The 25,012-nt window shown below is 33.4% G+C and carries 26 protein-coding genes; 11 read left to right on the top strand and 15 right to left on the bottom strand.

What is annotated here, in order from left to right; all coding sequences use genetic code 11:
• Nucleotides 1-10: 10 nt before the first annotated feature.
• A complete protein-coding gene (locus tag L1276_RS03230; protein WP_253785390.1) occupies nt 11-403 on the top strand; it encodes a hypothetical protein in 393 nt (130 codons plus the stop codon).
• Between the two features lie 69 nt (nt 404-472).
• On the opposite strand, the gene L1276_RS03225 is transcribed toward L1276_RS03230, so the two are convergent.
• Nucleotides 473-907, bottom strand: coding sequence for a DoxX family membrane protein (locus L1276_RS03225; RefSeq protein ID WP_253785389.1), 435 nt, complete (start codon nt 905-907; stop codon nt 473-475).
• Nucleotides 908-1,293: 386 nt separating this feature from the next.
• On the opposite strand from L1276_RS03225, the gene L1276_RS03220 reads away from it, so the two are divergent.
• Together L1276_RS03220 and L1276_RS03215 are read left to right on the top strand one after the other, a co-directional pair.
• A complete protein-coding gene (locus tag L1276_RS03220; protein WP_253785387.1) occupies nt 1,294-2,766 on the top strand; it encodes an AAA family ATPase in 1,473 nt (490 codons plus the stop codon).
• Nucleotides 2,766-3,518: a hypothetical protein gene (locus L1276_RS03215; protein ID WP_253785385.1), complete on the top strand. Its 753-nt coding sequence runs from the start codon at nt 2,766-2,768 to the stop codon at nt 3,516-3,518. The genes L1276_RS03220 and L1276_RS03215 overlap by 1 nt, the downstream gene beginning before the upstream one ends.
• Before the next feature lie 91 nt (nt 3,519-3,609).
• Here the strand turns inward: L1276_RS03215 and L1276_RS03210 are convergent, their stop codons facing one another.
• Nucleotides 3,610-3,876, bottom strand: a complete 267-nt coding sequence (locus L1276_RS03210; protein ID WP_253785383.1) for a hypothetical protein — start codon at nt 3,874-3,876, stop codon at nt 3,610-3,612.
• 51 nt (nt 3,877-3,927) lie between these two features.
• Entirely contained in the window at nt 3,928-4,488 is a 561-nt protein-coding gene (locus tag L1276_RS03205; protein WP_253785381.1) for a GNAT family N-acetyltransferase, read from the bottom strand.
• 257 nt (nt 4,489-4,745) lie between these two features.
• Here L1276_RS03205 and L1276_RS03200 point away from each other — a divergent pair, with 257 nt between their 5' ends.
• The 6 genes from L1276_RS03200 to L1276_RS03175 all read left to right on the top strand — a co-directional run bounded on the left by L1276_RS03200 (nt 4,746) and on the right by L1276_RS03175 (nt 10,285).
• The gene (locus L1276_RS03200) at nt 4,746-5,759 is read left to right on the top strand and encodes a zinc-binding alcohol dehydrogenase family protein (protein WP_253785379.1); all 1,014 of its coding nucleotides are present in this window, start codon (nt 4,746-4,748) and stop codon (nt 5,757-5,759) included.
• Nucleotides 5,760-5,911: 152 nt separating this feature from the next.
• Complete coding sequence (locus L1276_RS03195) at nt 5,912-6,298, top strand: DoxX family protein (RefSeq protein ID WP_253785377.1); 387 nt, start codon at nt 5,912-5,914, stop codon at nt 6,296-6,298.
• 165 nt (nt 6,299-6,463) lie between these two features.
• On the top strand, nt 6,464-7,690 hold the full coding sequence (locus L1276_RS03190) for a PQQ-dependent sugar dehydrogenase (protein ID WP_253785375.1): 1,227 nt from the start codon (nt 6,464-6,466) through the stop codon (nt 7,688-7,690).
• A gap of 131 nt (nt 7,691-7,821) precedes the next feature.
• Nucleotides 7,822-8,667: an AraC family transcriptional regulator gene (locus L1276_RS03185; RefSeq protein WP_253785373.1), complete on the top strand. Its 846-nt coding sequence runs from the start codon at nt 7,822-7,824 to the stop codon at nt 8,665-8,667.
• 221 nt (nt 8,668-8,888) lie between these two features.
• Nucleotides 8,889-9,395, top strand: coding sequence for a hypothetical protein (locus L1276_RS03180; protein ID WP_253785371.1), 507 nt, complete (start codon nt 8,889-8,891; stop codon nt 9,393-9,395).
• 110 nt (nt 9,396-9,505) lie between these two features.
• Nucleotides 9,506-10,285: a Ku protein gene (locus tag L1276_RS03175; RefSeq protein ID WP_253785370.1), complete on the top strand. Its 780-nt coding sequence runs from the start codon at nt 9,506-9,508 to the stop codon at nt 10,283-10,285.
• A 7-nt stretch (nt 10,286-10,292) separates the two neighbouring features.
• Here L1276_RS03175 and ligD read toward each other — a convergent pair whose 3' ends face one another.
• The 4 genes from ligD to L1276_RS03155 form a co-directional block, all read right to left on the bottom strand.
• Nucleotides 10,293-12,857, bottom strand: a complete 2,565-nt coding sequence (gene ligD, locus L1276_RS03170; protein WP_253785368.1) for a DNA ligase D — start codon at nt 12,855-12,857, stop codon at nt 10,293-10,295.
• The gene (locus L1276_RS03165) at nt 12,844-13,326 is read right to left on the bottom strand and encodes a hypothetical protein (protein WP_253785366.1); all 483 of its coding nucleotides are present in this window, start codon (nt 13,324-13,326) and stop codon (nt 12,844-12,846) included. Before L1276_RS03165 ends, ligD begins: the two co-directional genes overlap by 14 nt.
• A 182-nt stretch (nt 13,327-13,508) precedes the next feature.
• Nucleotides 13,509-14,402: a DMT family transporter gene (locus tag L1276_RS03160; RefSeq protein WP_253785365.1), complete on the bottom strand. Its 894-nt coding sequence runs from the start codon at nt 14,400-14,402 to the stop codon at nt 13,509-13,511.
• On the bottom strand, nt 14,395-14,922 hold the full coding sequence (locus L1276_RS03155; RefSeq protein WP_253785363.1) for a GNAT family N-acetyltransferase: 528 nt from the start codon (nt 14,920-14,922) through the stop codon (nt 14,395-14,397). The genes L1276_RS03160 and L1276_RS03155 overlap by 8 nt, the downstream gene beginning before the upstream one ends.
• A gap of 65 nt (nt 14,923-14,987) precedes the next feature.
• On the opposite strand from L1276_RS03155, the gene L1276_RS03150 reads away from it, so the two are divergent.
• Entirely contained in the window at nt 14,988-15,851 is an 864-nt protein-coding gene (locus L1276_RS03150; RefSeq protein ID WP_253785354.1) for a LysR family transcriptional regulator, read from the top strand.
• A gap of 5 nt (nt 15,852-15,856) precedes the next feature.
• Here the strand turns inward: L1276_RS03150 and L1276_RS03145 are convergent, their stop codons facing one another.
• From L1276_RS03145 to L1276_RS03135, 3 genes are all read right to left on the bottom strand, one after another.
• On the bottom strand, nt 15,857-16,303 hold the full coding sequence (locus L1276_RS03145) for a GNAT family N-acetyltransferase (protein WP_253785352.1): 447 nt from the start codon (nt 16,301-16,303) through the stop codon (nt 15,857-15,859).
• A 169-nt stretch (nt 16,304-16,472) separates the two neighbouring features.
• Nucleotides 16,473-16,799 carry a multidrug efflux SMR transporter gene (locus L1276_RS03140; protein ID WP_253785350.1) on the bottom strand — a complete coding sequence of 109 codons (327 nt, stop codon included), beginning with the start codon at nt 16,797-16,799 and terminating at the stop codon, nt 16,473-16,475.
• A 99-nt stretch (nt 16,800-16,898) separates the two neighbouring features.
• Nucleotides 16,899-17,462 carry a Crp/Fnr family transcriptional regulator gene (locus L1276_RS03135; protein ID WP_253785348.1) on the bottom strand — a complete coding sequence of 188 codons (564 nt, stop codon included), beginning with the start codon at nt 17,460-17,462 and terminating at the stop codon, nt 16,899-16,901.
• A gap of 275 nt (nt 17,463-17,737) precedes the next feature.
• Between L1276_RS03135 and L1276_RS03130 the strand changes: the two genes are divergently transcribed.
• Nucleotides 17,738-18,796, top strand: a complete 1,059-nt coding sequence (locus tag L1276_RS03130; protein ID WP_305881993.1) for an NAD(P)-dependent alcohol dehydrogenase — start codon at nt 17,738-17,740, stop codon at nt 18,794-18,796.
• 216 nt (nt 18,797-19,012) lie between these two features.
• On the opposite strand, the gene L1276_RS03125 is transcribed toward L1276_RS03130, so the two are convergent.
• The 5 genes from L1276_RS03125 to L1276_RS03105 form a co-directional block, all read right to left on the bottom strand.
• Nucleotides 19,013-19,819 carry an SDR family NAD(P)-dependent oxidoreductase gene (locus L1276_RS03125; protein ID WP_253785346.1) on the bottom strand — a complete coding sequence of 269 codons (807 nt, stop codon included), beginning with the start codon at nt 19,817-19,819 and terminating at the stop codon, nt 19,013-19,015.
• Nucleotides 19,820-19,899: 80 nt separating this feature from the next.
• Nucleotides 19,900-20,487 (bottom strand): TetR/AcrR family transcriptional regulator, encoded by a 588-nt coding sequence (locus L1276_RS03120; protein WP_253785344.1) that lies wholly within the window; start codon nt 20,485-20,487, stop codon nt 19,900-19,902.
• Between the two features lie 140 nt (nt 20,488-20,627).
• On the bottom strand, nt 20,628-21,839 hold the full coding sequence (locus tag L1276_RS03115; RefSeq protein ID WP_253785342.1) for a hypothetical protein: 1,212 nt from the start codon (nt 21,837-21,839) through the stop codon (nt 20,628-20,630).
• A gap of 43 nt (nt 21,840-21,882) precedes the next feature.
• A complete protein-coding gene (locus L1276_RS03110; RefSeq protein ID WP_253785340.1) occupies nt 21,883-22,785 on the bottom strand; it encodes a DUF4625 domain-containing protein in 903 nt (300 codons plus the stop codon).
• Between the two features lie 27 nt (nt 22,786-22,812).
• Nucleotides 22,813-25,005 (bottom strand): TonB-dependent receptor, encoded by a 2,193-nt coding sequence (locus L1276_RS03105; protein WP_253785338.1) that lies wholly within the window; start codon nt 25,003-25,005, stop codon nt 22,813-22,815.
• Between the last annotated feature and the right edge of the window lie 7 nt (nt 25,006-25,012).

Here is a 25,012-nt window from a genome sequence, read left to right as displayed (position 1 = left end):
TAAAATCAATATGGGATTAGCAGAAAAACGTTTAGCAGAATCAATTAAAACAGAAAAACTTCCGGCTTTTGAAGCGAAATTAAAAGAAAGAGCCGGTTATGATATTAAGGTAGATGTTGACTGGAATACTTTTACAGCTTATGACGAATATCCATTATCAAGACTGGATATTGTTTTTGATGATGTTGAATCATTTGTAAAAAAGATTTGTTCTGATGATATGGGAAAAGAAGCGCTGCAGGATAAATTAAGTGCAATTCACTTAACCAATTCTGAAAATAATGACGATGTGAAAATGGAATTAAAAGAGGCTACTTTGTTTCTAACCGTGCAGTTAGTACAGTCTTCTTTTAATTCTCAAACCGATTCGCAGATTGCAAATTATGTAGAAGCCCTTTTGTAAGAATTAATGGTGTTTTGAATATTTTGGGGGCAAAAAGGGATAGATGAATTTCTATCCCTTTTGTGTTTTTTATATTCTGTTATCTACTGCAAAAACAGTTTTCCCAATAGTAGAAAGCAATAATGCCGCTGCGGCGCTGGTTAAAACCGAATAATCAAAAGGTGCTTTTATGGAAACCGATATTGCCATTGCAAGCGCAAAAAGCAGCATTAAAAAAGCAGTTCCTAAAGCGGCAATTCTGGTTTTGAAACCAAAAAGCAATAAAAGAGATAATAATACTTCAAAGAAAGTGGCAATTGCGCCGAGTATTTCTGCCGTAGATTTAGCAGCAAAAGGATTAAGAGTTTGAGTGTAAACCACAAAGTTTTCCCAATTTCCCCAGGCAACGCCATTTGAGCCAGGTGCTCCCCAAATTCCAAATCGGTCAGCCACGGCTGAAAGCATTGTGATTGCTAAAACTATTCTTAAAATTAAACCTGCTTCTAGTATGGTTATGTTTTTCATTCTAATTCGTAATTTTTATTTCAATGTCGTTAAACGATTTTTTGAAAATTAAGAAAAATCGTCTGCTTATTTTTTAATAACGACATAATCAACGTCAAATTGTTTTAAATAGCCGATAAAATGCATAAAATAGGGATAGAAGTTAATCTATCCCTATTTTTAATTTGTTTGGTAATACTTATTTCAGTGTCGTTTTTATAACAATTGCAGCTTGCAGTAAAGCAGTTTGTATGGCCGGAACATTAGCAATTGGATTTAAAAGACCGTAATCGTGAATCAATCCGTTGTAGGTTCTTTGAGGTATGTAGGTAAATGAATCAAAAACTTTAAATTTATTATTTTTATTATACCTTTGATTTGAGGTAATTGGAATTAATTTTATGGATATGAAGATAAAAAAGATAAGTTTACAAAACTTTAGATGTTATGAAGATAATGAGTTCGAATTTGGAACAAATACTACAATAATTATTGGTAAAAATGGAACTGGTAAGTCAACTTTGCTAAGTGCTCTTAGAAAAGGTATGTCATTTATGTTCTCAAGTAGTGCTAATAATATATTTAATAAAAATAATACCACTAAAATTGAAAAATTTTTAGACTGGGACACTACATTTAAGGAAAATGGAGATGGTTTTCAATGGCCAACTAGTATAGATTATACTGTAAGTATAGAAAATACTGATGAAATAACTTGGAAGTTTTTTAGGGAATCTTATAATGGAAAATTGCATAGCAAATATTATAAAGATGTCCACTCTTTTTTAACAAAGCATTATAAATCTAAAAACAAAAGCTGGCCATTATTTTCTTTTTATGGTGATTGCTATCCTCATAGGCGCAAAGAGAAGAATCCTAATATTAATAAATTCAATGAATTATTATTAAGCTCTTATTTATTACCCAGAGATATAGGTTATTCATTTTGGAATGATGACGGTAGTATTGCTACATCATGGTTTAAAAGATACAAATTTATTTTAGGCATTATTCAACAAGATGAAGAATCAATAGAAGATCTAAATAAAGAAATAACTTTATTAGAGGACTATAAAAGAAAAAACAGCAATTTAGATGATACTTTTACAGAAAGATTAAGAAATGTAAAATTAAGATTGGAAATATTATCGGAAAAATTTAAAAATACCACCTCATACTTAATAAATGAACAAAACTTTGTAAAAGAAATTGTTATCGAATTTTTCTCATCTTCAGAAAGTTCGTTAGATGATGAATTAATCTTATACGATATAAAAAAAAGAAAAACCATAAAGGATGAGTTACTTTTTTTTAGTTTTGGAAAGGCTAATAGTTTTGATGAAGGAATTTATAATGAAGAGACTTTACCAATGGGATATCAAAGACTTATTCATATTGTATTTGATTTAGCATATAGATGCTTTTTTCTTAATGGAAGTAATAAAGAATTTAGTGGAATCGTATTAATTGATGAAATAGAACTTCACTTACATCCAAACCTTCAAAAAAGTATTATGGATAAATTTATGAAAACCTTTCCAGGTTTACAGTTTATTGTTACTACTCATTCTCCAATAATATTAAGTAATTTAAAAGTTGAAAAAATTGAAAAGAAAATTCTTAAGTTAGATAAAAATAATGGTAAGTACACAGAAGAAGAATTAGATAATGTTTATGGCTTAGATTATAATTCAAATTTAATTGATATTATGGGAGTAAACATATCAAACCAAATTTTAGATGCATATATTAATGCATATAACTTTTTAAAAAATGAAGATGAAAAATTAGCTATAGAGTATAAAGAAAAAATAGCTGATATTTACAATGGGATAATTCCTGTATTTATCAAAGATAGAATGACTAATGATAAAATATAATGGAATACATAAATAAAATAAATTCATCCGGTTTACTTGCTTTTTTTTCAACTTTTGAATCTAATAAATGGAGTAGTGTAACACCAAATTACAATAACTATAATTATAATTTTACTTCTAACGAGAAAAGTGATATAAAAAGAGTTTTATTATTAGAGCAAAATAACTTATGTTGTTATTGTATGAAGAAATTAAATTTAGATGAAGCAACGATTGAACATTTGTACCCCCAAAATCCTAGTTTAGTTAACATCTTTAATAATTATGGCTTAACTGGCAAATGTGTTGAGAAGTTACTATTTGATTATAATGTTAGAGCTATTCCAAACGCAGGATTAACTAATTTACCTCATGATATTTCTTATTATAATTTATTAGCTTGTTGTTCTAAATGTAATAATTTTAGAGGTTCTAAAGAGATCAAACCATTTGTTTTTGATTTGAATGTAAATAACGATTTTAATTATAATGATTCAGGAAATATTTATAGTTCAATTTATTTTTCAGATATAGCGGCAATCGGCTTGGCTTTTCAATATTATATAGACTATAGAAAACTTTGGAGATATATTAAAAATAATAATAAATATAGTGTAACAAATTTAAGTTCTAGGTCAGATTTAATTAAGGCTATTAAATTTGCTTCTTTATCTTTACATAATAAAAATGATAAGAATTTTTTTTTCATTGAATTATCAACAAATGGTTTGTTACAATTAGAAGCGCTAAAATATATTTATTTTTTAGATTAGAGCTATCGATTGTTGTATAATAAATTCATATAACTTAACAGACAAATGAGCAAAATATCAGCTGATATTTTGCTCATTTGTCTGTTATTAATTATTTCAATGTCGTTTTGAATACAATAGCGACTTGTTTTAAAGTAGCAATATTAACAATAGAATTTGAAATCAAGTTATCGTGAATCAATCTGTTGTATTTTGTCAGCGTTAAGAGAACAAATCCGTCTTCGTTTAATTTTGGGTAAGATTCTCCTTCGTCTCTTAAAAAATCATTTATAAACATCACCATTAAAAAAACAGTTTCCTGATTAAGAATCAGAAATCCCAGTTTTTTATAATTTGATTCAAATACTTGATGATTCATAAAGTTTTATTTTTGGTTTTGAAATTAATTGTTTTTTTGGCAGAGCCGAATTTAATTCGGACTTATTTGAAGATGATCGAGTTTTTTGCCAACCAAAGTTTTTTCTCCCACAACTTTAAATCCGAGTTTTAAATAAAGGCTTTTTGCCAGAGGATTCTCTTCTTCAACTAATAATCCCAAAGTCTGTTTATTTTTGTGTACATATTCGGCAATTAAAAACCGAAGTATTTTAGAACCAATTCCTTTTCCCTGATAATTCGGGTTTACGCCCAAAGAATCGATGTAGAATTCACCAGGTTGCGTTTCAAATTCAGGATCAAATTCAGGATTAAAAGTTGCTTGCACATATTCGACAATTGGAGAACGTAAAACTTTCAGCTCTGAACCGTTATATATATTTACTGCACCAATAATTTCATTATCTTCTTCGGCCACAAAGCAATTTTGATACGAATATTGATTGTTATCTCTCTCAATAAAATACTCCAGAAAGTCTTTCGCGGCAGCGTAATCTTTTTTAGCAATAAACTTGTAAATAATATCTTCCATTGCGAGTAATAATATAGGAGCAATATATTTTGAATCGGATATTTCAGCTTTTCTTATATTCATTTTTTGAAATTTAGATAAACAAATTTACCTTATTTAAAGGTGTTTCTCTCGCAGATTCTGCTGATTTAGCAGATTAGCGGCAAATATCTGCATAATCCGCTGAATCTTCGTGAAATAAAAAAGCTTAAACCTCTCCGTAACTAAGAAGCTCACGATCTCTGAAAAAATTATACCGATATAGTATAAAAATATACCAGCATTAACATCCAAACAGCGATTATCTTTGTTAGTATATTTTAAACCAAAATTTAGAAACAATGAAAGCAATAGGATTCAAAACCTCATTATCTATAGAAGAAAAAGACAGTTTTATTGAATTTGAAACTGTAAAACCAACGCCCGGCGCTCATGATTTATTAGTAAAAATTGATGCAATTTCAGTAAATCCGGTTGATTTTAAAATTCGTCAGAGTGCTGCAAAAGACACCGTATTAGAAATTCCAAAAATTATTGGCTGGGATGCCGTTGGAATTGTACAGGCAGTGGGCGAAAAAGTCACTTTATTTGAAGTGGGTGACCTGGTATATTATGCCGGAGATATTACCAAACAGGGCAGTAATGCCGAATTTCAAATTGTTGACGAAAGAATTGCAGGTAATAAACCAACATCATTAACGAATGCAGAAGCGGCAGCTATTCCGTTAACAGGATTAACAGCCTGGGAAATTCTGTTTGACCGAATTCGAATTAATCCGGAGAAAGACAAAGGAAAATCAATTTTAATTATTGGCGGTGCCGGTGGAGTGGGTTCAATTGCGATTCAGCTGGCTAAGAAAATTGCAGGATTAACGGTTATTGCAACCGCTTCACGTCCGGAAACCATTGATTGGTGCAAGAAGCAAGGAGCTGATTTTGTTGTTGATCACAAAAACTTAATCGAATCCGTTAGAGAAGCTGGTTTTCAAAACGTAGATTTCATTTTAGATTTTGTTGATACCAATGCGTATTGGGACATTATGGCCGAATTAATAAAACCTCAGGGACATATTGCTTCAATTACCGGAAGTGCTGAACCCGTTGTTTTGAATAAACTGAAAGGAAAAAGTGTTTCATTTTCATGGGAATTGATGTACACGCGTTCAATGTTTCAAACAGAAGACATGATCGAACAGCATCATATTTTAAATAAAATAGCCGATCTATTAGATGAAGGCGTTTTAAAAACTACTTTAAAAGAAACATATAAGGGACTTACTGCTGAAAATTTAAAGAAAGCACATCAGCTTTTAGAGTCCGGAAAAACAATTGGAAAAATTGCAATTAAATTTTAAAAAACAGCATTCTGGACAGGTGTGTGATACATGAGAATAGTTATTTAGAATTAATTTAAATAACGTATTTTTTATCTTAACAATTTTTGTATTTTAGCGGCCTTACAAGCCAAATTTGTATTTAATTTTTTAAAAACCAAAACAAAATTGTTATGATTTCAAAAAACACAGACCTTGGATTATTACTAATCAGAATCAGCGTTGGAGGTTTAATGCTTTTTCACGGTATTTCAAAAGTTCTTGATGGTATTTCTTTTCTGGTAGATAATATGGGAGCATTTGGATATGCTGTTTATATAGGAGAAGTTTTAGCGCCAATTGCTATTTTATTAGGTTTCCGTACCAGAATTGCAGCCGTTCTTCTTGCTGTAACTTGTATCGTTGCCATTGCAGTAGCACACGCTCAGGATATTTTCTCAATTAGTGAACACGGAGGTTATGCAAACGAATTGTTGATGCTTTATCTTTTAGGTTCAGTTGGATTATTCTTTACAGGAGCAGGAAAATATGCTGTTTCTAAAACGAACAAATGGGATTAATATCTTTTGATACTATATAGTTTAAGAGGCCGTTTTATTTAAAACGGCCTCTTTTTTTTGCTGATAAGAATTCTGTAAGTCTTTCCTTAAATTATATAAAATAAGCTGTTTTTAATTTTAGACATTTGACGCTTATAACCCAAATTAATTTAATAAATAACTACTATGAAAAATTTAAAGTACATTTTCATTCTTTCAAGTGCATTATTTGCCTTTAGCTGTGACAACGATGATACTCCTGCAAATGGAGGAGGAACCGTAACTGATCCTGTGGAAACGAATCCTGCAAATACTCAATATAAACCTGCATTTAGCGGACAAACCAGAATTGCTGGTATGACAACAGATACAGAATTTAAAGCGGATATTATAACAAGCGCGCTTACAAGTCCGTGGGGCGTTAAAGCACTTCCTGACGGGCGTCTTTTGGTAACTCAAAAAAGCACTGGGACTTTACGTATTGTTACAACTGCCGGAGTAGTAAGCGAGCCTATTACAGGTCTGCCAGCTGTAAATCCTGCCAATCAGGGAGGTTTATTAGGTTTGTGTCTTGATCCTGATTTTGCAACAAACAGAATGATTTACTGGGTGTTTTCTGAAGCTGTTACGGGAGGAAATATTTCATCTGTAGCTAAAGGAAGATTGGCAGCTAACGAAAAAACAATCGAAAACGCAACGGTAATTTATCGTTCAAGCCCTGCAAATCCTAGTGATCTTCATTACGGAGGACGTATTCTTTTTGATCAAAATGGAAATCTTGTAGTAAGTACAGGAGAGCGTTCAGTTTTAGCAACCCGACCTTTGGCGCAATCGCTTACAGCAAGTTTGGGTAAAGTTTTAAGAATTACGAAAGAAGGACAGCCGGCTTCTGGAAATCCAACTTTTAGCGGAGCTGGGGCTTTACCGGAATTGTATTCGTATGGGCATAGAAATCCGCAGGGATTAGCAATTCACCCGGTTACGAAAGAAATCTGGGAAAGTGAACACGGACCAAGAGGAGGTGATGAATTGAATCGTATAAAAGCAGGTTCAAATTATGGATGGCCGACAATTACTTACGGAATCGAATACAGCGGACAGCCAATTGGTGATGCAATTCAGCAGAAAGAAGGAATGGAACAGCCGGTTTATTACTGGGATCCTGTAATTTCTCCAAGCGGTATGACTTTCTACACAGGAAATCGTGTACCAGAATGGGAAAATAACCTTTTTATTGGTTCTTTAAGCGGTAAGCATATTGCGAGATTAGTGATCAAAGACAATAAAGTTGTGGGTGAAGAAAGGCTTTTAGCAGGCGAAGGGCAGCGTTTTAGAGACGTTACACAAGGAGCAGACGGCGCTTTATATGCTGTTACAGATGAAGGAAGACTTTATAAAATAGACAAGAAATAAATTATTGATGGTTAATTGTTAATTGATTAATTATCCTGTAAATTTAAAAATGGCGCTTTTTGCGCCATTTTTTGTTTCTTTTTTTATGGCTTTCATTCGTTATCTTTGGATATCATTATCACGCAGACAACTTGAAAAATAAAATTCAAACGTATTCCTTAACGCATCATAAAAGTCTTTTTTCAAGTACTGATAAAAAGGATTATTTCTACACTCAAACCACAGATCATCCGTATATAAGTGAACCATATCGCGCAGAAAGTTATGCGATTGAATTTTTAAGGAAAGGTTCTATTATCATGCAGACGCAATTGGAAAAAAGAATCATTCATGCGCCTGCCGTTATTGCGCTGGGTCCAACAGTTACGAGGAGTTTTACCAAAAACAGCGATGAAATTTTAATCGATATCATATTCTTTAAACCTCATTTTTTTCTGGAAACTCAAACTAATGTTTTCTTTTTATCGCAATATGATTTTTTTGAAAACAATAATGTTCTTGACCTAAAAGGAAATTTGAAAATAAAGTTTGAACGAATTTTTAATTTAATAAAAGAACTTTTAGAAGGCGATTCTAAGCATCAATCAGCCGCGTTGATAAGTTATCTTTATATTTTGATATATGAGCTTGACTCTGTTCAGGAAGTGGTTTCTACTGAGGGAACTCAAAATCCAATTTTCGAAAAATTTAAAAATCTTCTTTTTAAAGATTTCCTAAAACAAAGATCAGTCGAATATTACGCCGATTCCTTAAATGTTACCCGAAAATATTTATCAGAAGTAATCAAAAAGAACAGCGGTAAAACGGCAAGCGACTGGATAAATGAAGTCGTAATTCTGGAAGCCAAAGTTTTATTGCAGAATAAAAGTTTAACCATCAGTCAAATAAGCGACGAATTGAATTTTCAAAATCAATCGGCTTTTGGGAGGTTTTTTAAAAATCATACCGGAATTTCGCCTTTGGAATATCGTAGGTAGTTTTTTTAGTTTTCAGCCACAGCCGCGATTTTCAGTCCCAGTTTTTGTTTTTTCTCCTTTCAGTCGAAATTACAAACGATGTTAAAATCTTAGTTCCTCAGCTCATTAGTCTCTTAGAATCTCAAAAAAAAAACCTTTTTGCACAAAAGAAACGTCATATTGCTCTTTTCTTAAAACCGGAATTCGTGCAAATTTGCTTCTTCATCAATAACAAAAAAAACATGAATAAAGCAGCACGATTTGTAGTTATAATTAATGATAATGTCGTTTGGATGGAAAGCCAAGCGCTTCAGTTTTATGAGCGTTTATTTAAGCAAAAAGAATTAGCACTTGAGTGTGCCGAAGAAAAATTTTCTCAAAAAGAATTGTTTAGAATACAGAATGATTTTTCAATAGAAATTCTGATGGTTTATGAAGGTGAAAATCCGCAGTCATTTTTAAAGTTGGATTCTTCAAGACTTTCCAATGAAAATCTTGGAGCAGAAAAGGCAATTTGTTTAAAGGATATTATTTATTTTAATGAAGAAGATATAACAGTACTTTTTAAGCGTGCCGAAGAAATTGCCCTGCAGAGAAAACATGATTTGATTTGGATAAAAGCTTTTTCTATTGAAGAAATTTTAATTAAAACGCTGAAAGATTTAGAATATGAAGAATTTGAGTTTCAGGAAACCGCATCAATTTTAGAAAAACAAATTTATTTCAAGAAAAAACTACGCAGAAATTAGATTTAAATTGCTGGTTTTGAGTCGGGATTTTATAAAAGATTCCCATGATGTTATAAAGTGTTTTTGATCAATGTGATTTACTTTTAAGTGAAAATTTAAAGGAAAAAATTATGAGATCAATATGGACAGGTTCAGTGAGTTTTGGATTAATTAATATTCCAATTAAAATGTTTTCGGCGGTTCAGGAAAGCAGTCTTGATATGGATATGCTGGATAAAAAAGACAACGCTAATATTAAGTTTAAACGGGTCAATGAAAATACAGGTAAAGAAGTTGATTTTGCGAATATTGTAAAAGGCTATAAAATAGAAGATAAATACGTAATCCTGGACGATACTGATTTTGAAGCTGCCGATGCCATTAAAACTAAAACAATTGATATTGAAAGTTTTGCCTTCGAAAAAGAAATTCAAAGTATATATTACGAACAGCCGTATTATCTTGAGCCAGACAAAGGTGCAATGAATGCGTACGGCCTTCTTCGCGATGCGCTCGAAGCTTCGGGAAAAGTGGGTGTAACGCGTTTTGTTTTACGAAATAAAGAAAGTCTCGCCATTCTAAAACCCTATAAAAATGTGATTGTTTTAAACCGAATCAGATTCGAGCAGGAAATACGAAGCACCGACGAATTAAAATTACCGCCCGTTTCTAAAAAAGCCACAAAAGAAATGGATATGGCCGAAAAACTAATCGATCAGCTTACAGAAAAGTTTGATATTGCAGGTTTTAAAGACGAATATACAGCCAAACTTTTGGATATTATTAAAAAGAAAGCCAAAGGAAAAGTACAAAAAGCCACAAAACTAAAAGTGGTGCATAACAAACAAAGTGATGACTTAATGTCTATGTTGAAAGCAAGTCTGGAAACTAAGACGAAAAAATCGTCTTAATTAAACATTATTCATCACCACTTTGTTTTTCTTCTAATTTCTTGATAATCTTTTTGATATTTGCGCCTTTTGACAAGACAGGTTTCCATAAATCGCCTTTCTTTTCAAAACGCTGTAATACGTTTTTAATCGTAAACTGCGACGGATGCAGTTTTTCATTTACTTCATTCCATTCTAATGGAGTCGAAACTGTTGCGCCTGGTTTTGGGCGGACTGAGTAGGGCGCAGCCAAAGTTTGTCCTCTTCGGTTTTGAAGAAAATCGATATACAATTTATTTTTTCTTTTCTTTATACTTCTTTCGATTGAAGTTGTTTTAGGCAGTCTTGTATGTACTTCTTTCGCAATTAATTCGGCTAGAATTTTAATCGAATCATAATCATATTGTGCCCCAAGCGGTATAAAAATATGCAGTCCCGAAGCTCCGGAAGTTTTACATAAACATTCCGTTTCCAATTCATCCAAAACTTCTTTCACTACCAATGCCGTTTCAACCACAGTTTTAAAATCATCTTCTTTTGCAGGATCTAAATCGATAACCAGCCAATCTGGGTTTTGAATATTTTTGATAGTAGAATTCCAGGGATTTATTTCAATACAGCCCAAATTTGCCATATACAGCAACGTTTCTTTATCATTACAAATAAGATAATTTACATCGGCATCATTTGATTCTGAAAAGATCTTTTTGGTTTTCAGCCATTTTGGAGTTTTGTCGACATCAATATCTTTCTGGTAAAAACCAGGCGAATCAATTCCGTTAGGAAAACGGTTCATCGATTCCGGACGGTCTTTTAAATAAGGCAGAATAAGTGGTGCTGCTTCATTGTAATATTGAATAATATCACCTTTTGTAATTCCGTCTTGTGGAAAATATATTTTGTTTTGATTGGTAAAGTGCAGTGTCGTTTTTCCCACTTTCAAATCGTAGTCATTTTCCGTTTTGCTTTCTTTTAAATCTTCCATTTTTTCCTCGGTATGATTTATAGTTTTATTATTATCCTTTCCATTAAAAACAACCTCTTTGGCATTTTTATCAATTCTTAATCCCAGATAAACCGGATGTCTTAAATTGTGATCCTGAGTCCATTCAGAATATTTTACCTGACAGACTAATTTGGGTTTTACCCATTGAATGGTATCCCGTAAAGGAACTTTTTCAGGCAGTGGTGATTTGTCTGTAAAAATGGGCTTTAACTGAGTATAAAGTTCCTTTAAAACAGACTCTGTAAAACCAGTGCCGCATTTTCCAATAAATTGCAGTTCTTTGCCTTTATATTGGCCCAGCAGAATAGCACCAAAATATTTTCGGGAATTTTTAGGTTCTGTAATTCCAATGATAATCGCTTCTTCTTCGTTAGAAATTTTAATCTTAAGCCAGTTATTACTTCTTCCTGCAGCAGTATAAGAACTATTGGCTTTTTTGGCAATTATTCCTTCACTATTATTCTTGCGTGCCTTTTCAAATTGTAGAATTCCGTCTCCAATTGTATGTTCAGAGTAGAAAATATTCGACAACTGATATTTATTAAATAAAATTTTAAGCAGTTCTTTTCGGTCGAGAAGAGACAATTCTGTGACAGGATTTCCATCTAAATTCAGTAAATCAAAAACATAATACTTTAAATTTCCAATTCCGGTTTTTAAATAGTTTTGAAGCAATTGAAAATCCGCTCGTCCTGATTCATTTTCAACAACGATTTCGCCATCCAGAACAACCGTATGATCTATTTTTTTTAATTCGTCAGCAACAGGTTTAAAATTAATGTCGAAAGAAATTTTATTTCTGCTGAACAACTCTGCTTTATCAGCATTCACAACAGCAATAGTGCGGTAACCGTCATATTTATTTTCAAAAACCCATTCATCATTATCAAAAGGCTTTTCTGTAATATTGGCAAGCATAGGTTTGATGAATTCGGCTTTTACAGCTTTAGCTTTAGGCTTTTTTTTTATGTTTTTTCCCTCCGTCTCTTTTTCTTCAGATTTGGCTGTCATCTTATCTGATTTTTTCTCCAGTTCTTCTAAACTTCTTTTAGATATCACCGATTTGTCTTTTTCTAATATATCAGAATCCGAAGCGTATTTATCTTGTTTTTTGATTAAAAGCCAGGCATTTTCTTGTTTTCCGTGAAGTTTTACTAACGAAAATTCGCCTTTGAGTTTTTTTCCCTTTAAAATAAAACTTAAACGCCCTTTTTTAAGATCGGCTAAAAGCATTTTTTCGTCAGAAGCCGTTTTTTCGTCAGAAGTATACGTTCCATTATCCCAAACAATCACATTTCCTGCGCCGTAATTTCCTGCGGGAATTGTTCCTTCAAAATCTTTATAACTGTAAGGATGATCTTCTACCATCATGGCAAGGCGTTTTACATCGGGATCCATTGAAGGTCCTTTTGGAACCGCCCAGCTTTTTAGAACGCCATCCATTTCAAGTCTGAAATCATAATGCAAATGCGATGCAGCGTGTTTTTGAACTACAAAAATCAATTCACTGGCTGATTTTTCGATCTTGCCTTTCGGCTCACGCGTTTGCTTAAAATCTCTCTTTTCGTTATATTTAGACAGTGACATAGGAATTTGTTAGTATTAAAAGAGTCAGTGTAATAGAGTAGAGTGCCGTTGCGACAATAGCAAAAATTATATGAGCAAAGAACAGCTGAATATAATAACCTTTAAAGTCAATTGGGGGTTGATGATGGGTTATTTTGAACATAAATACCCAGCTTATAATACCAATCAAACCGCTAATTATTCCTAGTAGGAGAGCATTTAACGGTGAAATTGCTAAAATGTCCTTTACCCAAATAATATGATATCCAAGAACAAACAAAAAACCGATTATATAATGCAATAACCAGCCCCACGTTTTTTTTGATTGTTTAGAAAGATTCAATTTTAATTTATCTATAACAAAGGCAAGTAATACGGGTTCTTTATACAATTCTCTAAAACTTTTTGACATGGCATAACTAAACCAGGTCATAGCTGAAGTTGCAGCTATAGAAACAAGCAGTAATTGTATAATGATAAAGATGACCATACAAATGTATTTTTAAAATGAATTTGAATCTATATCAAATTTATCTCAGAAATACCTTATATGCTTATACTATTAAAATTTGTAATTATATAATTATCAGTATATACCGAGTTTATTTTTGAAAGTACAAGAGTTAAAATAGTAAAAATAAAAGGCTCAATTAAATTGAGCCTTTCTGGTATTTAAATGGTATTTTTTTTAATCCGTAATTTATATTTGGTGTTCTTAAAGTTTACTTCAGAAATAAGAGTTGCGGCAAAAATAAGACAGCCTCCCAAAAGCAAACGGAACGAAAGATTTTCGCCAAGAATAAAAAAAGCGGCTATGGCTCCAAAAATAGGTTCAAACAAATAAATCACCGCGACTCTTTCGGCAGATAAATAGCGTTGCGAGATATTAGAAATAGTATACATATAGGCTGTAGAAAATAAGGCACAATAAATAACGCCAAGCCAAAAAGTATCTCTTTCCGGAAACCAATCGGCATTTTGATCTGTTAGTGCCAAAAAGAAAGTCAGCAAAGCACAGATTGCAAACATGGGAACAATTGATGATAAGAGATTTTTTGCGGCTGAATGTTTTTCGACAGAAATTAAATAAACAGCAAAAGCAAATGCACCTGCAATGGTGTACAAATCGCCAAGATTTATAGTGAATTTTTCTTTTACCGCTATGATAAACAAACCGGATAAAGCTGTTAAAGCCGCTATCCAGATTTTTAAAGGCGGACTTGTTCTATAGACCGTAAGTTTGATTAATGGAATTATTATCACGCACAATCCTGCGATAAAAGAACATTGAGATGCATCTGTATATTTTAAACCAACCGTCTGCAAATGAATACCTAAAAACATAGGGACAGCCAAAATAGCACCGGTTTTAATAGATTCCAGATTGGTTTTTCTAACATATTTCCAGAAAATAACGGTTAGAACCATTACTGCCAGTAAAAAACGATAAAACAAAAATGTAGATGGCGAATAATTTCCTATTGCCAGTTTGGTTACAGAATATGATATACCCCAAAAGGCGGTGCCAATGATAAGTAAAACCAGTAAAATTTGTCTTTTATTCATTCGTTAAAACTTTCTTCATCATTAAATCGGTTTGTTCGTCATTGCCTAATCTGAAAATATGAGTGTCAAATTGTACAAAACCGTTTTTGGTATAAAAACTTACTGCCCTGAAATTTTTCTCCCAGACACCAAGCCAAATATATTCAGCCTTAACTTCCTGGGCTTTTTTTAAAGCTTGGCTGTAAAGTTCCTGCGCCACTTTTTTGCCATGAAATTCCTTTAGAACATATATTCGTTCTATTTCGAGCGCATTGTTTTGCTTCATTTCAGTTTGAGCTTCTGCGGTATTTAATTTTAAATAGCCAATAACCTGACCGTCTAATTCTGCCAGATAAAAGTGCGAATCTTTATTGTTAAGTTCAGAAGTCAGCTTTTCTAAAGCAAAACTCTCATCCAGATATTTCATCATATTTTCCTCTGAATTGACATCAGAAAATGTTTCAGAAAAAGTTATTCTTCCAATAGTTTGAAGTTTAACCGTATCACTAATTAGGGCCTTATTGATTTTTAAAGTATTCATGTTTTTTTGGTTATTAATGCATTAAAACCTGCTTTTTGTTTTTAATAAATGCGTAAATTGCATCAATGGATTTACAGCAGATTAAATATTTTCTGGCTCTTTCTCGTGAGCTTCATTTCTGGAACACAGCCGGAAAAATGAATATTACACAATCGGCTCTAAGCCGTCAGATTCAGTCTCTCGAAAACCAGCTTGGTGTTCAGTTATTTGAGCGGAACAAACGAAATGTTAAACTTACAGCTGCCGGCAGATTTCTTAAAGAAAAATGGGAAGTAGAACTAAGTAAGCTGGAGTACATCCATCAATCAGCACGTCAGATTCATTTAGGCGAAAGCGGTACACTTACCATTTCTCATCCGGATTCTATTTCAGCCTCTATTATGCCGGATATTTTATCCCGTATTTCCGATTCATTTCCAAAGTTAAAAATTAAACTGGTTCAGGTTTTGTATGAAAACCAGCAGGAATTTCTCCGCAATTATAAAATTGATCTGGCCATTACGCGAGATATTAATAATGCCCGTGATATAAAATCAGAAAAAATCTACACGGATAATTTGGCAATCGTGGTTCCTGACAATCATCCTTATCAAAAGCCTGAAGATCTTACGAAAGAATCATTGGCGAATCAAAAATTTATATTGCCTACTACAGATGAAGGAAGCAGTTACAGCGATTTGATACAGCGATTGTTCCATTCTTTTGAAAATGCACCCGAAGTGTATCTTCATTCTGAATTTGGTTCGGCAATTATTGCATTGGTTCGAAAAGGACTTGGCATTGCCATATTACCGGATTCGTATGTTTTTCATGAAATATCCGGCATTCGATTTATTAAACTTCCGTTAGAAACCGATCTTTATATCAACTGGAGAGCCGAAGATCATAATCCGGTTTTGGCCAATGTTTTAAAGCTGGTTGTTCCGTAAATGTATTATGCTCGTAACATTTCAATGTGCGGAATTCCGTCTTCATCGTACTGTTCTCCCTGCTCGACAAATCCTAATGACTGATAAAATTTTGATAAATGATACTGCGCCCCAATCCGAATTGGACCATTTCCAAATTTTTCCTGACAGCCTTTTATCGAAACTTCCATTAGTTTTACTCCTAATCCCAATCCGCGGTGAGAGTTCGCTACAACAACTCTGCCTATAGAAATTTCCTCAAAAGATAAACCAGCCGGAAGTAACCGTGTACTTGCTGCAAATTCGTTATTTACATAATATAAAAGATGTAAACTTTTCTGGTCTTTGTTATCCAGATCCAGATAAGGACAATTTTGTTCTACTACGAAAATTTCACTTCTTAAACGAAGCAGATCATACAATTCGTTGTTGGTTAATTCATCAAAAGATTTAATACAATAATTTAAGGTCATATTCCAGGTTTACTTTTTTTTGACAAAGATAGAATAGAGAGTAATGATATGAAATGCTTATTTTTTATCAAGTGATGCATAAAATGCATTAATTAAAATATATTCAATAAAAAAGCAGATTACTTTTTCAAGAAATAATCTGCTTTTATACTTAATATTGTTGATTTAATTAGTGTGAAACTGCTTTAAGACCTACAATAGAACTTACTAAGGTTATAAGAAAAAATAATCTCCAGAAAGTTGCCGGTTCTTTAAAAATAAAAATTCCCATTAGTACAGTTCCAACCGCTCCAATTCCTGTCCAAACGGCATATGCAGTTCCCATTGGAAGCGTTTCGGTAGCTTTTATCAGCAGCAGCATACTTATGGTTAAAGAGACAAAGAAACCAATATACCAATAATACATTTCCATTCCGGCGGTTTCTTTTGCTTTTCCAAGACAAGTTGCAAAGGCTACCTCAAAAAGGCCTGCAACAATTAAAATAATCCAGTTCATATAGTTAAAAATTTGTGTTGCAAAGTTCCGTCTCTAAATTCAGAAAAAATTTAACAAATGATAAAAAAGTATTTTATTTTGATTAACAACTTGGGATAATTATTTTAATTCAGCACGAATTCTGCTGAGGCTGACTTGGGTTATGCCAAGATAAGAAGCAATATGTCCTAACTGAATTCTTTTAATTAATTCAGGATGATTTGTTATAAGATCCAAATAACGTTCAGAGGCATTTTTGAACAATTTAGGAATTAATCTTTCTTCTGTTTTAATGAGCTCTTTTTCGGCAAATTTTCGACCCCAGTTGGCAATATGAATATCAGAATTAAACAATCGCTCTAAATCGGCTGTTTTTAATTCATACAATTCACAATCTTCCAAAAGTTCGATGTTTTCATAACCATTTTGGTTTTCGACATAACTTTTCATCGAAATAATGGTTTCTCCTTCTTTTCCAAACCAAAAAGTCACATCGTTATTCCCTTCGTTGATATAAGCTCTTACAATTCCTTTTTTGATAAAATAAATACTGGATTCTACTTTTCCTGCTTTTAATATAATATGTCCCTTTCGGTATGTTATTAAATTGATTGTCAGTAGTAAACCTTTTTTTGATTGTTCCGGCAACTGATATATATGGTCGAGAATTGAAGAAATGTCCATTTTAGGGTTTGATTCGTTTTTAAAAACAATAAAGTTCTTATTATTCAGGATAAAGTTATTAAATTTGATAGAAGACAAAAGATAAAATCAAATTAAATGACTCAATTGCAAGTACATTGTTCACTTTGAAACCCTCTTTATAGTTTAACATCTGCCGATTCTGCCCCGCTGATTACGTTTTAAAATTGTTTGAATTTCATAAGTAAATGTTTCTTTTCTGTTATTTTAAGGCAAGAAGCTGTTTTAATTTTACAACTTAATAATCTAAAAAAATTATGAATACAAGTAACACAAAAGCATTTGGTACAAAAGCAGCAGATGCATTGCTGGAAGAAATGACAATTGCACGCAGAGAAGTTTTGGCAAAAGATGTTGAAATCGAAATTTTATACTGTGGTGTATGTCATTCTGATTTACATACTGCCAGAAATGACTGGGGAGGAAGTTTGTATCCGGCAGTTCCGGGTCATGAAATTGTAGGGAGAGTAACGAAAGTAGGAAACGAGGTTACCAAACTTAAAGTAGGCGATTTAGCAGGAGTAGGCTGTATGGTTGATTCTTGCCATACTTGCGAAAGCTGTAAGCAAGATTTAGAGCAATATTGTCTAAACGGATTTACAGGAACTTACAACGGTAAGGATAAAAATATTGGCGGACACACTTTTGGCGGTTATTCAGAAAAAGTGGTGGTAGACGAGCATTTTGTTTTAAAAGTGCCTTCCAACTTAAATTTGGCAGCCGTTGCGCCTTTACTTTGCGCAGGAATTACAACCTGGTCTCCATTAAGACACTGGAATGTTGGAAAAGGAACTAAAGTTGCCATAGTTGGTTTAGGCGGGCTTGGACACATGGCAATTAAACTGGCAAAAGGTTTAGGTGCCGAAGTTACTTTGTTTTCAAGAACTCCGGATAAAATACAAGATGCAATTGATTTGGGTGCCGATTCTGTAATTATTTCTACAGATGATCAGCAGATGAAATCAGTTCACGGAAAATACGATCTTATTATTGATACGGTTCCTTATGTGCATGATGTAAATCCTTATGTTGCGACTTTAAATATTAACGGAACTTTAGTATTAGTTGGCTATTTAGGAGGTTTAGAACCGATTTTAAATTCAGTACCAATGATTATGGGAAGAAAATCTGTTGCGGGTTCTGTAATTGGCGGTATTGCCGAAACACAGGAAATGCTTGATTTTTGCGGCGAACATAATATTGTTTCAGAAATTGAAATTATTAAAATGCAGGAAATCAACGAAGCGTATGAAAGAATGCTGAAAAGCGACGTAAGATATCGTTTTGTAATTGATATGGATTCTCTTAAATCTTAAAAAAGAATTTAAAGAGAAAAAAGGCTTTCTGAAAATTTTCAGAAAGCCTTTTTTTATTTATCCACTTGAACTTTAGGATGCGTGTTTTTGTTTATCTGTAAATATTATGCTCCTCCGGAGTTCTAATGTATTGCTTTATTTTTTAAATATCGGATGAAAATATTTATAGATGTGTGGAAGAAATAGCCCAATCGGGTTATTTTCAATACTGTTAAATTATCCGTGTGCTTCTACAGAAACATCATTCCATTCTTCCCACACTTTTAATTTTTGTTCATAGTTCTGTTTTACAAATGGCAGAGCTACTCTTCCTAAAAACAAACGCAATGGAGGATTTTCACTTTCAACTAGTTTTACGATCGCCGGAGCCGTTGCTTCAACAATTCCGAAATCATTTTCTGATTCTGAAAAAGCTTTTTTAAGACCATCATACACAGGGTTGCTCTCGCTGCTTATTCCGGTGTGCCAAATGTTTGATGCATAACCGTTTGGTTCTACCAAAGTGACATTGATTCCAAATTGTTTTACTTCGGCTGCCAAAGTTTCGCTTAAACCTTCGACAGCAAATTTCGAAGCATTGTAAAGTCCCATAGTAGGTAAAGCAGCTAACCCTAAAATAGAAGAAATCTGAATAATATGGCCGCTTTTTTGATTTCTCATTATTGGTAAAACCGCCTGAGTAAGCCATAATGTCCCGAAGAAATTAGTTTCAAACTGTGCTCTTGCTTCGTTCTGACTTGCTTCTTCAATTGCTCCGGTTAAAGCGTAACCAGCATTATTGATCAAAATATCGATAGATCCAAAATGCTGATGCACTTTTTCTACAACTGATAATGATTCTTCACGATTGTCTACATCCAGCTTTAATGCTAAAACTGATTCACCGTACTTTTCTTTTAAATCTTTTAAAGTTTCTACGTTACGGGCTGTAGCCGCAACTTTATATCCTTTTGCTAAAAATGCTTCTGCCCAGGTTTTTCCAAAACCTTTTGATGCTCCTGTAATTAAAATTGTTTTTGACATGGTGTTCTTATTGTTGTTAATGTTATTATTTATGGTTTATTTTAAAAATGACTGATCGGTCATTTTTTTGGTAAAAAAAATTAGATGCTGTTTTGTTCAATTAAATTTTTAAGGGTTTTTGATACAATTTCCATTTTATCATTGTTTCCTGAAACTCTAGCCATTAAATGACCGCCTTCTAACATAGCAAACATAGCAGTTGCAAATTCTGATGCGTTAAAATTGGGCTTAAATTCTTTATCTGTTATCCCTTTTTCTATAATTCCCGACAATAATAGCTGACCTTGCTTAATGGCGCTGTTTACTTTTTCTCTTACAATTGGGTTAGTATCATCTGCTTCTGTTCCGAAATTCAACAATGGACAGCCGCCGATAACGGGTGGGTGAGTAGGATTGCTAAAAAAATCAATGTATGAAAATAAGGCTTGTCTGGCAGTTTTGCTTTCCCCTAAAGCAGATTGAAGTTTGTTACTTAACATCTTCATGTTATGATCAACTGCTGCGCAGGCCAAAACTTCTTTGTTTTCAAAATGAACGTACATGCTTCCTTTAGACAATTTGGTAGCCTCCATAATATCACTCATAGAAGTCGCTGCAATTCCTTTTGTGTTAAAAATGGGAGCTGCTTTTTCTATAATAAATTGTCTGGTTTCTTCACCTTTTGCCATGATAGCTAAATTTTACACTGCAAATATATGACCGATTGGTCATAAAAACAAATATTTTTTTATTTTTTTATTTCTAAGACCATAACAAACAAAAAAAGCGTGCAGTAAAGCACGCTTTTCCAATAGCTTAAGTCTTATATTTAGTGACTTTCGCTATTTTCAAACCCCAGAATTGTGATCATATACGGTGTATTAGAAACTTTGATTTTATTTACAATAGACATCTTTTCGAAACTCAATTGTAATAATTCTCCTGTTGATGGAGATGTTATATACGCAAATTTCTCAGTTAACTGTATTTGTGGTTTTAATACTGCATCGCTGGCAGTTTCAGTAATAATTTTGCCTTCTTTTTCTGCTTGAAGACTGTTTAAATCAAACAATTTAAAATCACCTGAATGAAGTAAGATTCCCAGTTTTTTATGATTGTAACTTACTTTACACTGCATAATAGTTGTGTTTTGGATAATTGGTTTTATCGTTCCGTTTACTACATCAATTAAATAAGCGCCTTTTGCAGCCGTATAACCTACAAATTTTCCGTTGTAATCGGTTTCTAAAATAGTACCAAACCAAGCCGTTCCAAAATCTTCTGGAAAAGCAATCAGTTTTTGTTTACCGTTATTTTCTACTACCAAAACACCGCTTGCAGAACCAAAAACAGCATATGTTCCGTCAGAAGCATTTCCGTGAATTCCCTTTGTGACAAGAGTCGGCTCAAATAAAGTTTTACCCGTATTGTCGATAATTTTTACTTTTTCAGGAAGTGTTCCGGTAACCGAATTATCTTTTACTGTAATAGCATACGTTCCGTTTCCAAAAGCAGCCATAGCACCATGATGGGCCAAAAGTCCGGCATTTATAATTTTAAATTGTGCTCCGGCTGTATTTACATCCTTTTCTTTTGCAACAGATAAAGTTCCGTCACCGTCATTAAAAGTCAGGATTTCACCAATCTTACTTTTAAAATGCGTTGGAAGAGCCGATTGTCCAATCAAAGCACCAAATTTCGGTAATCCGTCAACGTCAACATGATCGCCGTGGCTTTCAAATCCGCTGTCAAAAGTTTCTACCGTATTATCCACTCTGTGAACAATTCCTGCATATCTGCCGGATTCAGTCGTATAAAGCGAAGATTTCGCAAACTTCGCATTAAAGAATGCTGAAGTAGCATCAACCGGATTTACAAGCGTAAGCTGTGTTGTTTTTTCATCTGAAAGTAAAATTCTCAAATATTTAAATTCCGTTAGTGCCTCATCCGGAGCAACAGTATTGTCGTCATCGTTGCTGCAGGAAACGACAAAAAGCGATAAAGCAAACAAGAAAATCAGTTTAAAATAAGTTTTAGTCATTGTTAAATGTATTTAGGGTTAATATTTAAATATTTTTAGTAAACTAAAAGTTTAGCGTTACAGGCATCGATTTATAGACACTCATGTTATAGGAAGTATTTTTGTAAAGGACAACCCAGTTGTATTGACCAGATTCCCAAGCTTTTTCACCAGTTACAGTATTTGCTTCATTATCTTTATCAGCACCAATAACAATACTTTCGCCGCCGTATACATCGTTTATTTTTTGAAGCGTTGTAATTTTTGAAGCTGGTCCAAGATCTTTATGTTCTACTTTTGAAATGATAATTACTTTTTTAAGATCAAGATTGTCAATGCTTTCAGGATGATAATTGAGGCTTTTTTTAATCAAAACAGAATATAATATTCCGTTGCCCATAATCTGGCTGATTTGTGCGTGAGCCGTTAGTATATCATTTTTCTTGAAGATTAACTGAGGTTCAACCCAGGTTTCCATATAATAAATCAGTTCATCGTTTCGCGAAAGCATATCTCTGCCAATTACAGGATCAACAGGCATATTTGCAGGATCAGTAATCGTAATGGTTTCTTTAATTTCAAGGGCAGATCCGTTTTCGTCAGTTACAATAAATACAAAATCAAACTTGCCTTCTACGGCATCTGCAGGAATAGTAAAGTGCTTGTGTACATTGGTATTTTTTGTTCCGATATATTCCGGCCAGGTAAATTCTAATTTCCAGTCTTTAGAATACGTTTCACCAGTTTTAGGAAGTATTTTCAATTGTACGTTTGCAATTTTGCTTCCAGCAACAACATCTGCATTAAAATGAAAATCACGACCAATTAAAGCCTGTTTGTTATCAGCCGTTCCAATTTCAATATTTTCGGCAGTTGGTTTTAAAACTTCATTATCATCATCGCTGTTACAAGCGGTAAAGGCTGAAGCCGTTAATAGAAATAAAAAAAAGAATTTTACTTTTTTCATGGGTTTTGGATATTAAATTGTTGTTTTTTATTGATGTATTAAAAAAGGAACTTTAACAGAAAGAATAATATTTCTGCCCATTTCCGGAAGTTCAATCAGTCGGTAAAAGCTGGTATGATTCAGATATCGCGTATTAAACAGATTCTGAACCTGAAGCGACACCATAAAATCCTGTTTTGCGGTTTGCAGTTTTGTTCCCAATGACAGATTAAAAACCTGACTGCTTGCGGTTTTCTTTTCCGGTGGTACAATCTGGTTCTGCTGTGCGGTAAAACGATAATCGAGCGAAAAATAAGTTTCTTTTAAATTCTTGATTTCGGGACTATAGTTGATGCCAAATAAAATTGAAGCTGGAGGAGAGAAGGGAAGCGTATAACCTTTTTTACTGCCCGATAATTGTTCTGAATAAAGATATTCGGCCAAAATCTCGCTGCTCAAATTTTTCAGAAACTGATATTTTACCTGCAGTTCGCCGCCGTATCGCATAACTTTACTCTGCTGATATTCAAAAACCTGATTTCCTGCACCATAATAAATATCATGCTGTGAAGTTGGATTTAGATAAATGAAATTGGGGAAATAATTAAAAAACGGACTCAATTGCACTGACCATTTATTTTCCTGCCAATCAATTCCAAGATCTAATTGATACGAACGCTCGGCATTTAGATTTGGGTTTCCTTTTTCAAATCGGAAATAATGATAATTAACACCATTTGAGGCTAATTCTTTTGCAATAGGCATTCTAAAACTCGTTCCTGCATTGGCTTTAAATGAAACTTTTCCGGGATTGTAATTTACTCCAGCAGACCATGTAAAACTTTTGAATGTTTTGGTTAAATCTTCAGATCTTTTTAAATATTCCTGCGTTGTTTGCCCGTTTTGGGTAACATCACTTTCAAACCAATCCGTGTATTGTTTCATTTCAATTCGGCCATAATCTATTCTAACAGCGCCGTGAAGCATCCATAAATCATCCAGCTGTATTTTATCATAAGCAAATAATCCGGTATTGAACTGATTAAAAGCGGGAATTAGAAAACTCCAGCCGTTGATTTCGTTTTGCTGCTGTTCGCCGTTTAAGCCCATTGTGAATTGATGTTTTCCAATAACAAATTCATCTTTTACAGAAGCCGAAAAAACTTCCTTATCATATTGTCTTTCCAAATCATGAGGCGCATACATATCAATAGGATAAATTGGCGGCATATAACCGTGGTTTACATAATGACTCCATTCCCTGCGGAAATTCTTTTGAAATCCTAATTGTGTCTGCAATTCATGATTTGCAAGTTTAAACGAAGTTGTATTGCTTATTTTGGTATGTGTCACTTCCTGAAAAGGCATCAAAATATCACGACTTGATTTATCGTGAAGTTCCAGATCTACATTTCTAGGTTCAAGTCCGTGTGCATTGGCAAAAAAGCCGCTTTTGGTATAAATGTTACTGATATAGAAAACCGATTTGAATTTTTCTCCCACAAATCCGCTGCTTAAATGTAAATCCAGTTCACGTCCTGCAGTATTGCGCAATTGATTTTTGTATAAAGGCACAGTATAATTGTAAACCTGAACCACATTGGCCGGAACACGGTAATCGCCATAATCCTGCGAAGTAATTCGGGTATCAAAAAACCAGTTTTCATTTCTTCCAAATAAATTCAATGAGCTTCCAATTTGTTCATTATTGCTTTTAGCGGTAAAATCTACAGCGCCCCCCAAAGTATTTTTTTTAGGAAAAGGCACAGGTTTAATATTTACAGCACCGCCAATAGCATCAGAACCATAAATAAAAGACGAAGGCCCTTTTATGATTTCTACTCTATTAACAGCATATTGATCGATTTCCAGACCATGATCTGCGCCCCATTGCTGGCCTTCGTGTTTAATGCCGTTTTCGACAACAATTACCTGATTAAAGCTGAGTCCCCGAATCAACGGTTTAGAACCGCCTGAACCAATAGAAATAGTTTTAACTCCGGGAATTCGCTGTAAGGATTGCATAAGGCTTCCGCCGAGATTTCTTTGAATAAAACTGCTGTTTACAGTTTCAATATTCAGAGATTCTTCTTTTTTAACACGTTTTTCAGATTGATCTTTAATTACGACTTCTTCCAGTTCTTTTATCTCTGAATTGGTATTCTGAGAATGAACTTTTGAAAAGAAAGCAAGACAAAACAACAGGAAAATCAATACGCTATTTGATTTATTTTCAATCATTAAAGCC

Origin of the sequence: Flavobacterium sp. HSC-32F16 (assembly GCF_024171645.1) — a bacterium.
In the GTDB taxonomy this organism is placed as follows: domain Bacteria; phylum Bacteroidota; class Bacteroidia; order Flavobacteriales; family Flavobacteriaceae; genus Flavobacterium.
The sequence above is the reverse complement of the archived record's forward strand: the minus strand, read 5'-3'. Positions and strand labels throughout refer to the sequence as shown.

Coding starts and splice junctions, on each gene's coding strand:
- L1276_RS03230 (WP_253785390.1), top strand. CDS start 11: ATGGGATTAGCAGAAAAACGTTTAGCAGAATCAATTAAAACAGAAAAA.
- L1276_RS03225 (WP_253785389.1), bottom strand. CDS start 907: ATGAAAAACATAACCATACTAGAAGCAGGTTTAATTTTAAGAATAGTT.
- L1276_RS03220 (WP_253785387.1), top strand. CDS start 1,294: ATGAAGATAAAAAAGATAAGTTTACAAAACTTTAGATGTTATGAAGAT.
- L1276_RS03215 (WP_253785385.1), top strand. CDS start 2,766: ATGGAATACATAAATAAAATAAATTCATCCGGTTTACTTGCTTTTTTT.
- L1276_RS03210 (WP_253785383.1), bottom strand. CDS start 3,876: ATGAATCATCAAGTATTTGAATCAAATTATAAAAAACTGGGATTTCTG.
- L1276_RS03205 (WP_253785381.1), bottom strand. CDS start 4,488: ATGAATATAAGAAAAGCTGAAATATCCGATTCAAAATATATTGCTCCT.
- L1276_RS03200 (WP_253785379.1), top strand. CDS start 4,746: ATGAAAGCAATAGGATTCAAAACCTCATTATCTATAGAAGAAAAAGAC.
- L1276_RS03195 (WP_253785377.1), top strand. CDS start 5,912: ATGATTTCAAAAAACACAGACCTTGGATTATTACTAATCAGAATCAGC.
- L1276_RS03190 (WP_253785375.1), top strand. CDS start 6,464: ATGAAAAATTTAAAGTACATTTTCATTCTTTCAAGTGCATTATTTGCC.
- L1276_RS03180 (WP_253785371.1), top strand. CDS start 8,889: ATGAATAAAGCAGCACGATTTGTAGTTATAATTAATGATAATGTCGTT.
- L1276_RS03175 (WP_253785370.1), top strand. CDS start 9,506: ATGAGATCAATATGGACAGGTTCAGTGAGTTTTGGATTAATTAATATT.
- ligD (WP_253785368.1), bottom strand. CDS start 12,857: ATGTCACTGTCTAAATATAACGAAAAGAGAGATTTTAAGCAAACGCGT.
- L1276_RS03165 (WP_253785366.1), bottom strand. CDS start 13,326: ATGGTCATCTTTATCATTATACAATTACTGCTTGTTTCTATAGCTGCA.
- L1276_RS03160 (WP_253785365.1), bottom strand. CDS start 14,402: ATGAATAAAAGACAAATTTTACTGGTTTTACTTATCATTGGCACCGCC.
- L1276_RS03155 (WP_253785363.1), bottom strand. CDS start 14,922: ATGAATACTTTAAAAATCAATAAGGCCCTAATTAGTGATACGGTTAAA.
- L1276_RS03150 (WP_253785354.1), top strand. CDS start 14,988: ATGGATTTACAGCAGATTAAATATTTTCTGGCTCTTTCTCGTGAGCTT.
- L1276_RS03145 (WP_253785352.1), bottom strand. CDS start 16,303: ATGACCTTAAATTATTGTATTAAATCTTTTGATGAATTAACCAACAAC.
- L1276_RS03140 (WP_253785350.1), bottom strand. CDS start 16,799: ATGAACTGGATTATTTTAATTGTTGCAGGCCTTTTTGAGGTAGCCTTT.
- L1276_RS03135 (WP_253785348.1), bottom strand. CDS start 17,462: ATGGACATTTCTTCAATTCTCGACCATATATATCAGTTGCCGGAACAA.
- L1276_RS03130 (WP_305881993.1), top strand. CDS start 17,738: ATGAATACAAGTAACACAAAAGCATTTGGTACAAAAGCAGCAGATGCA.
- L1276_RS03125 (WP_253785346.1), bottom strand. CDS start 19,819: ATGTCAAAAACAATTTTAATTACAGGAGCATCAAAAGGTTTTGGAAAA.
- L1276_RS03120 (WP_253785344.1), bottom strand. CDS start 20,487: ATGGCAAAAGGTGAAGAAACCAGACAATTTATTATAGAAAAAGCAGCT.
- L1276_RS03115 (WP_253785342.1), bottom strand. CDS start 21,839: ATGACTAAAACTTATTTTAAACTGATTTTCTTGTTTGCTTTATCGCTT.
- L1276_RS03110 (WP_253785340.1), bottom strand. CDS start 22,785: ATGAAAAAAGTAAAATTCTTTTTTTTATTTCTATTAACGGCTTCAGCC.
- L1276_RS03105 (WP_253785338.1), bottom strand. CDS start 25,005: ATGATTGAAAATAAATCAAATAGCGTATTGATTTTCCTGTTGTTTTGT.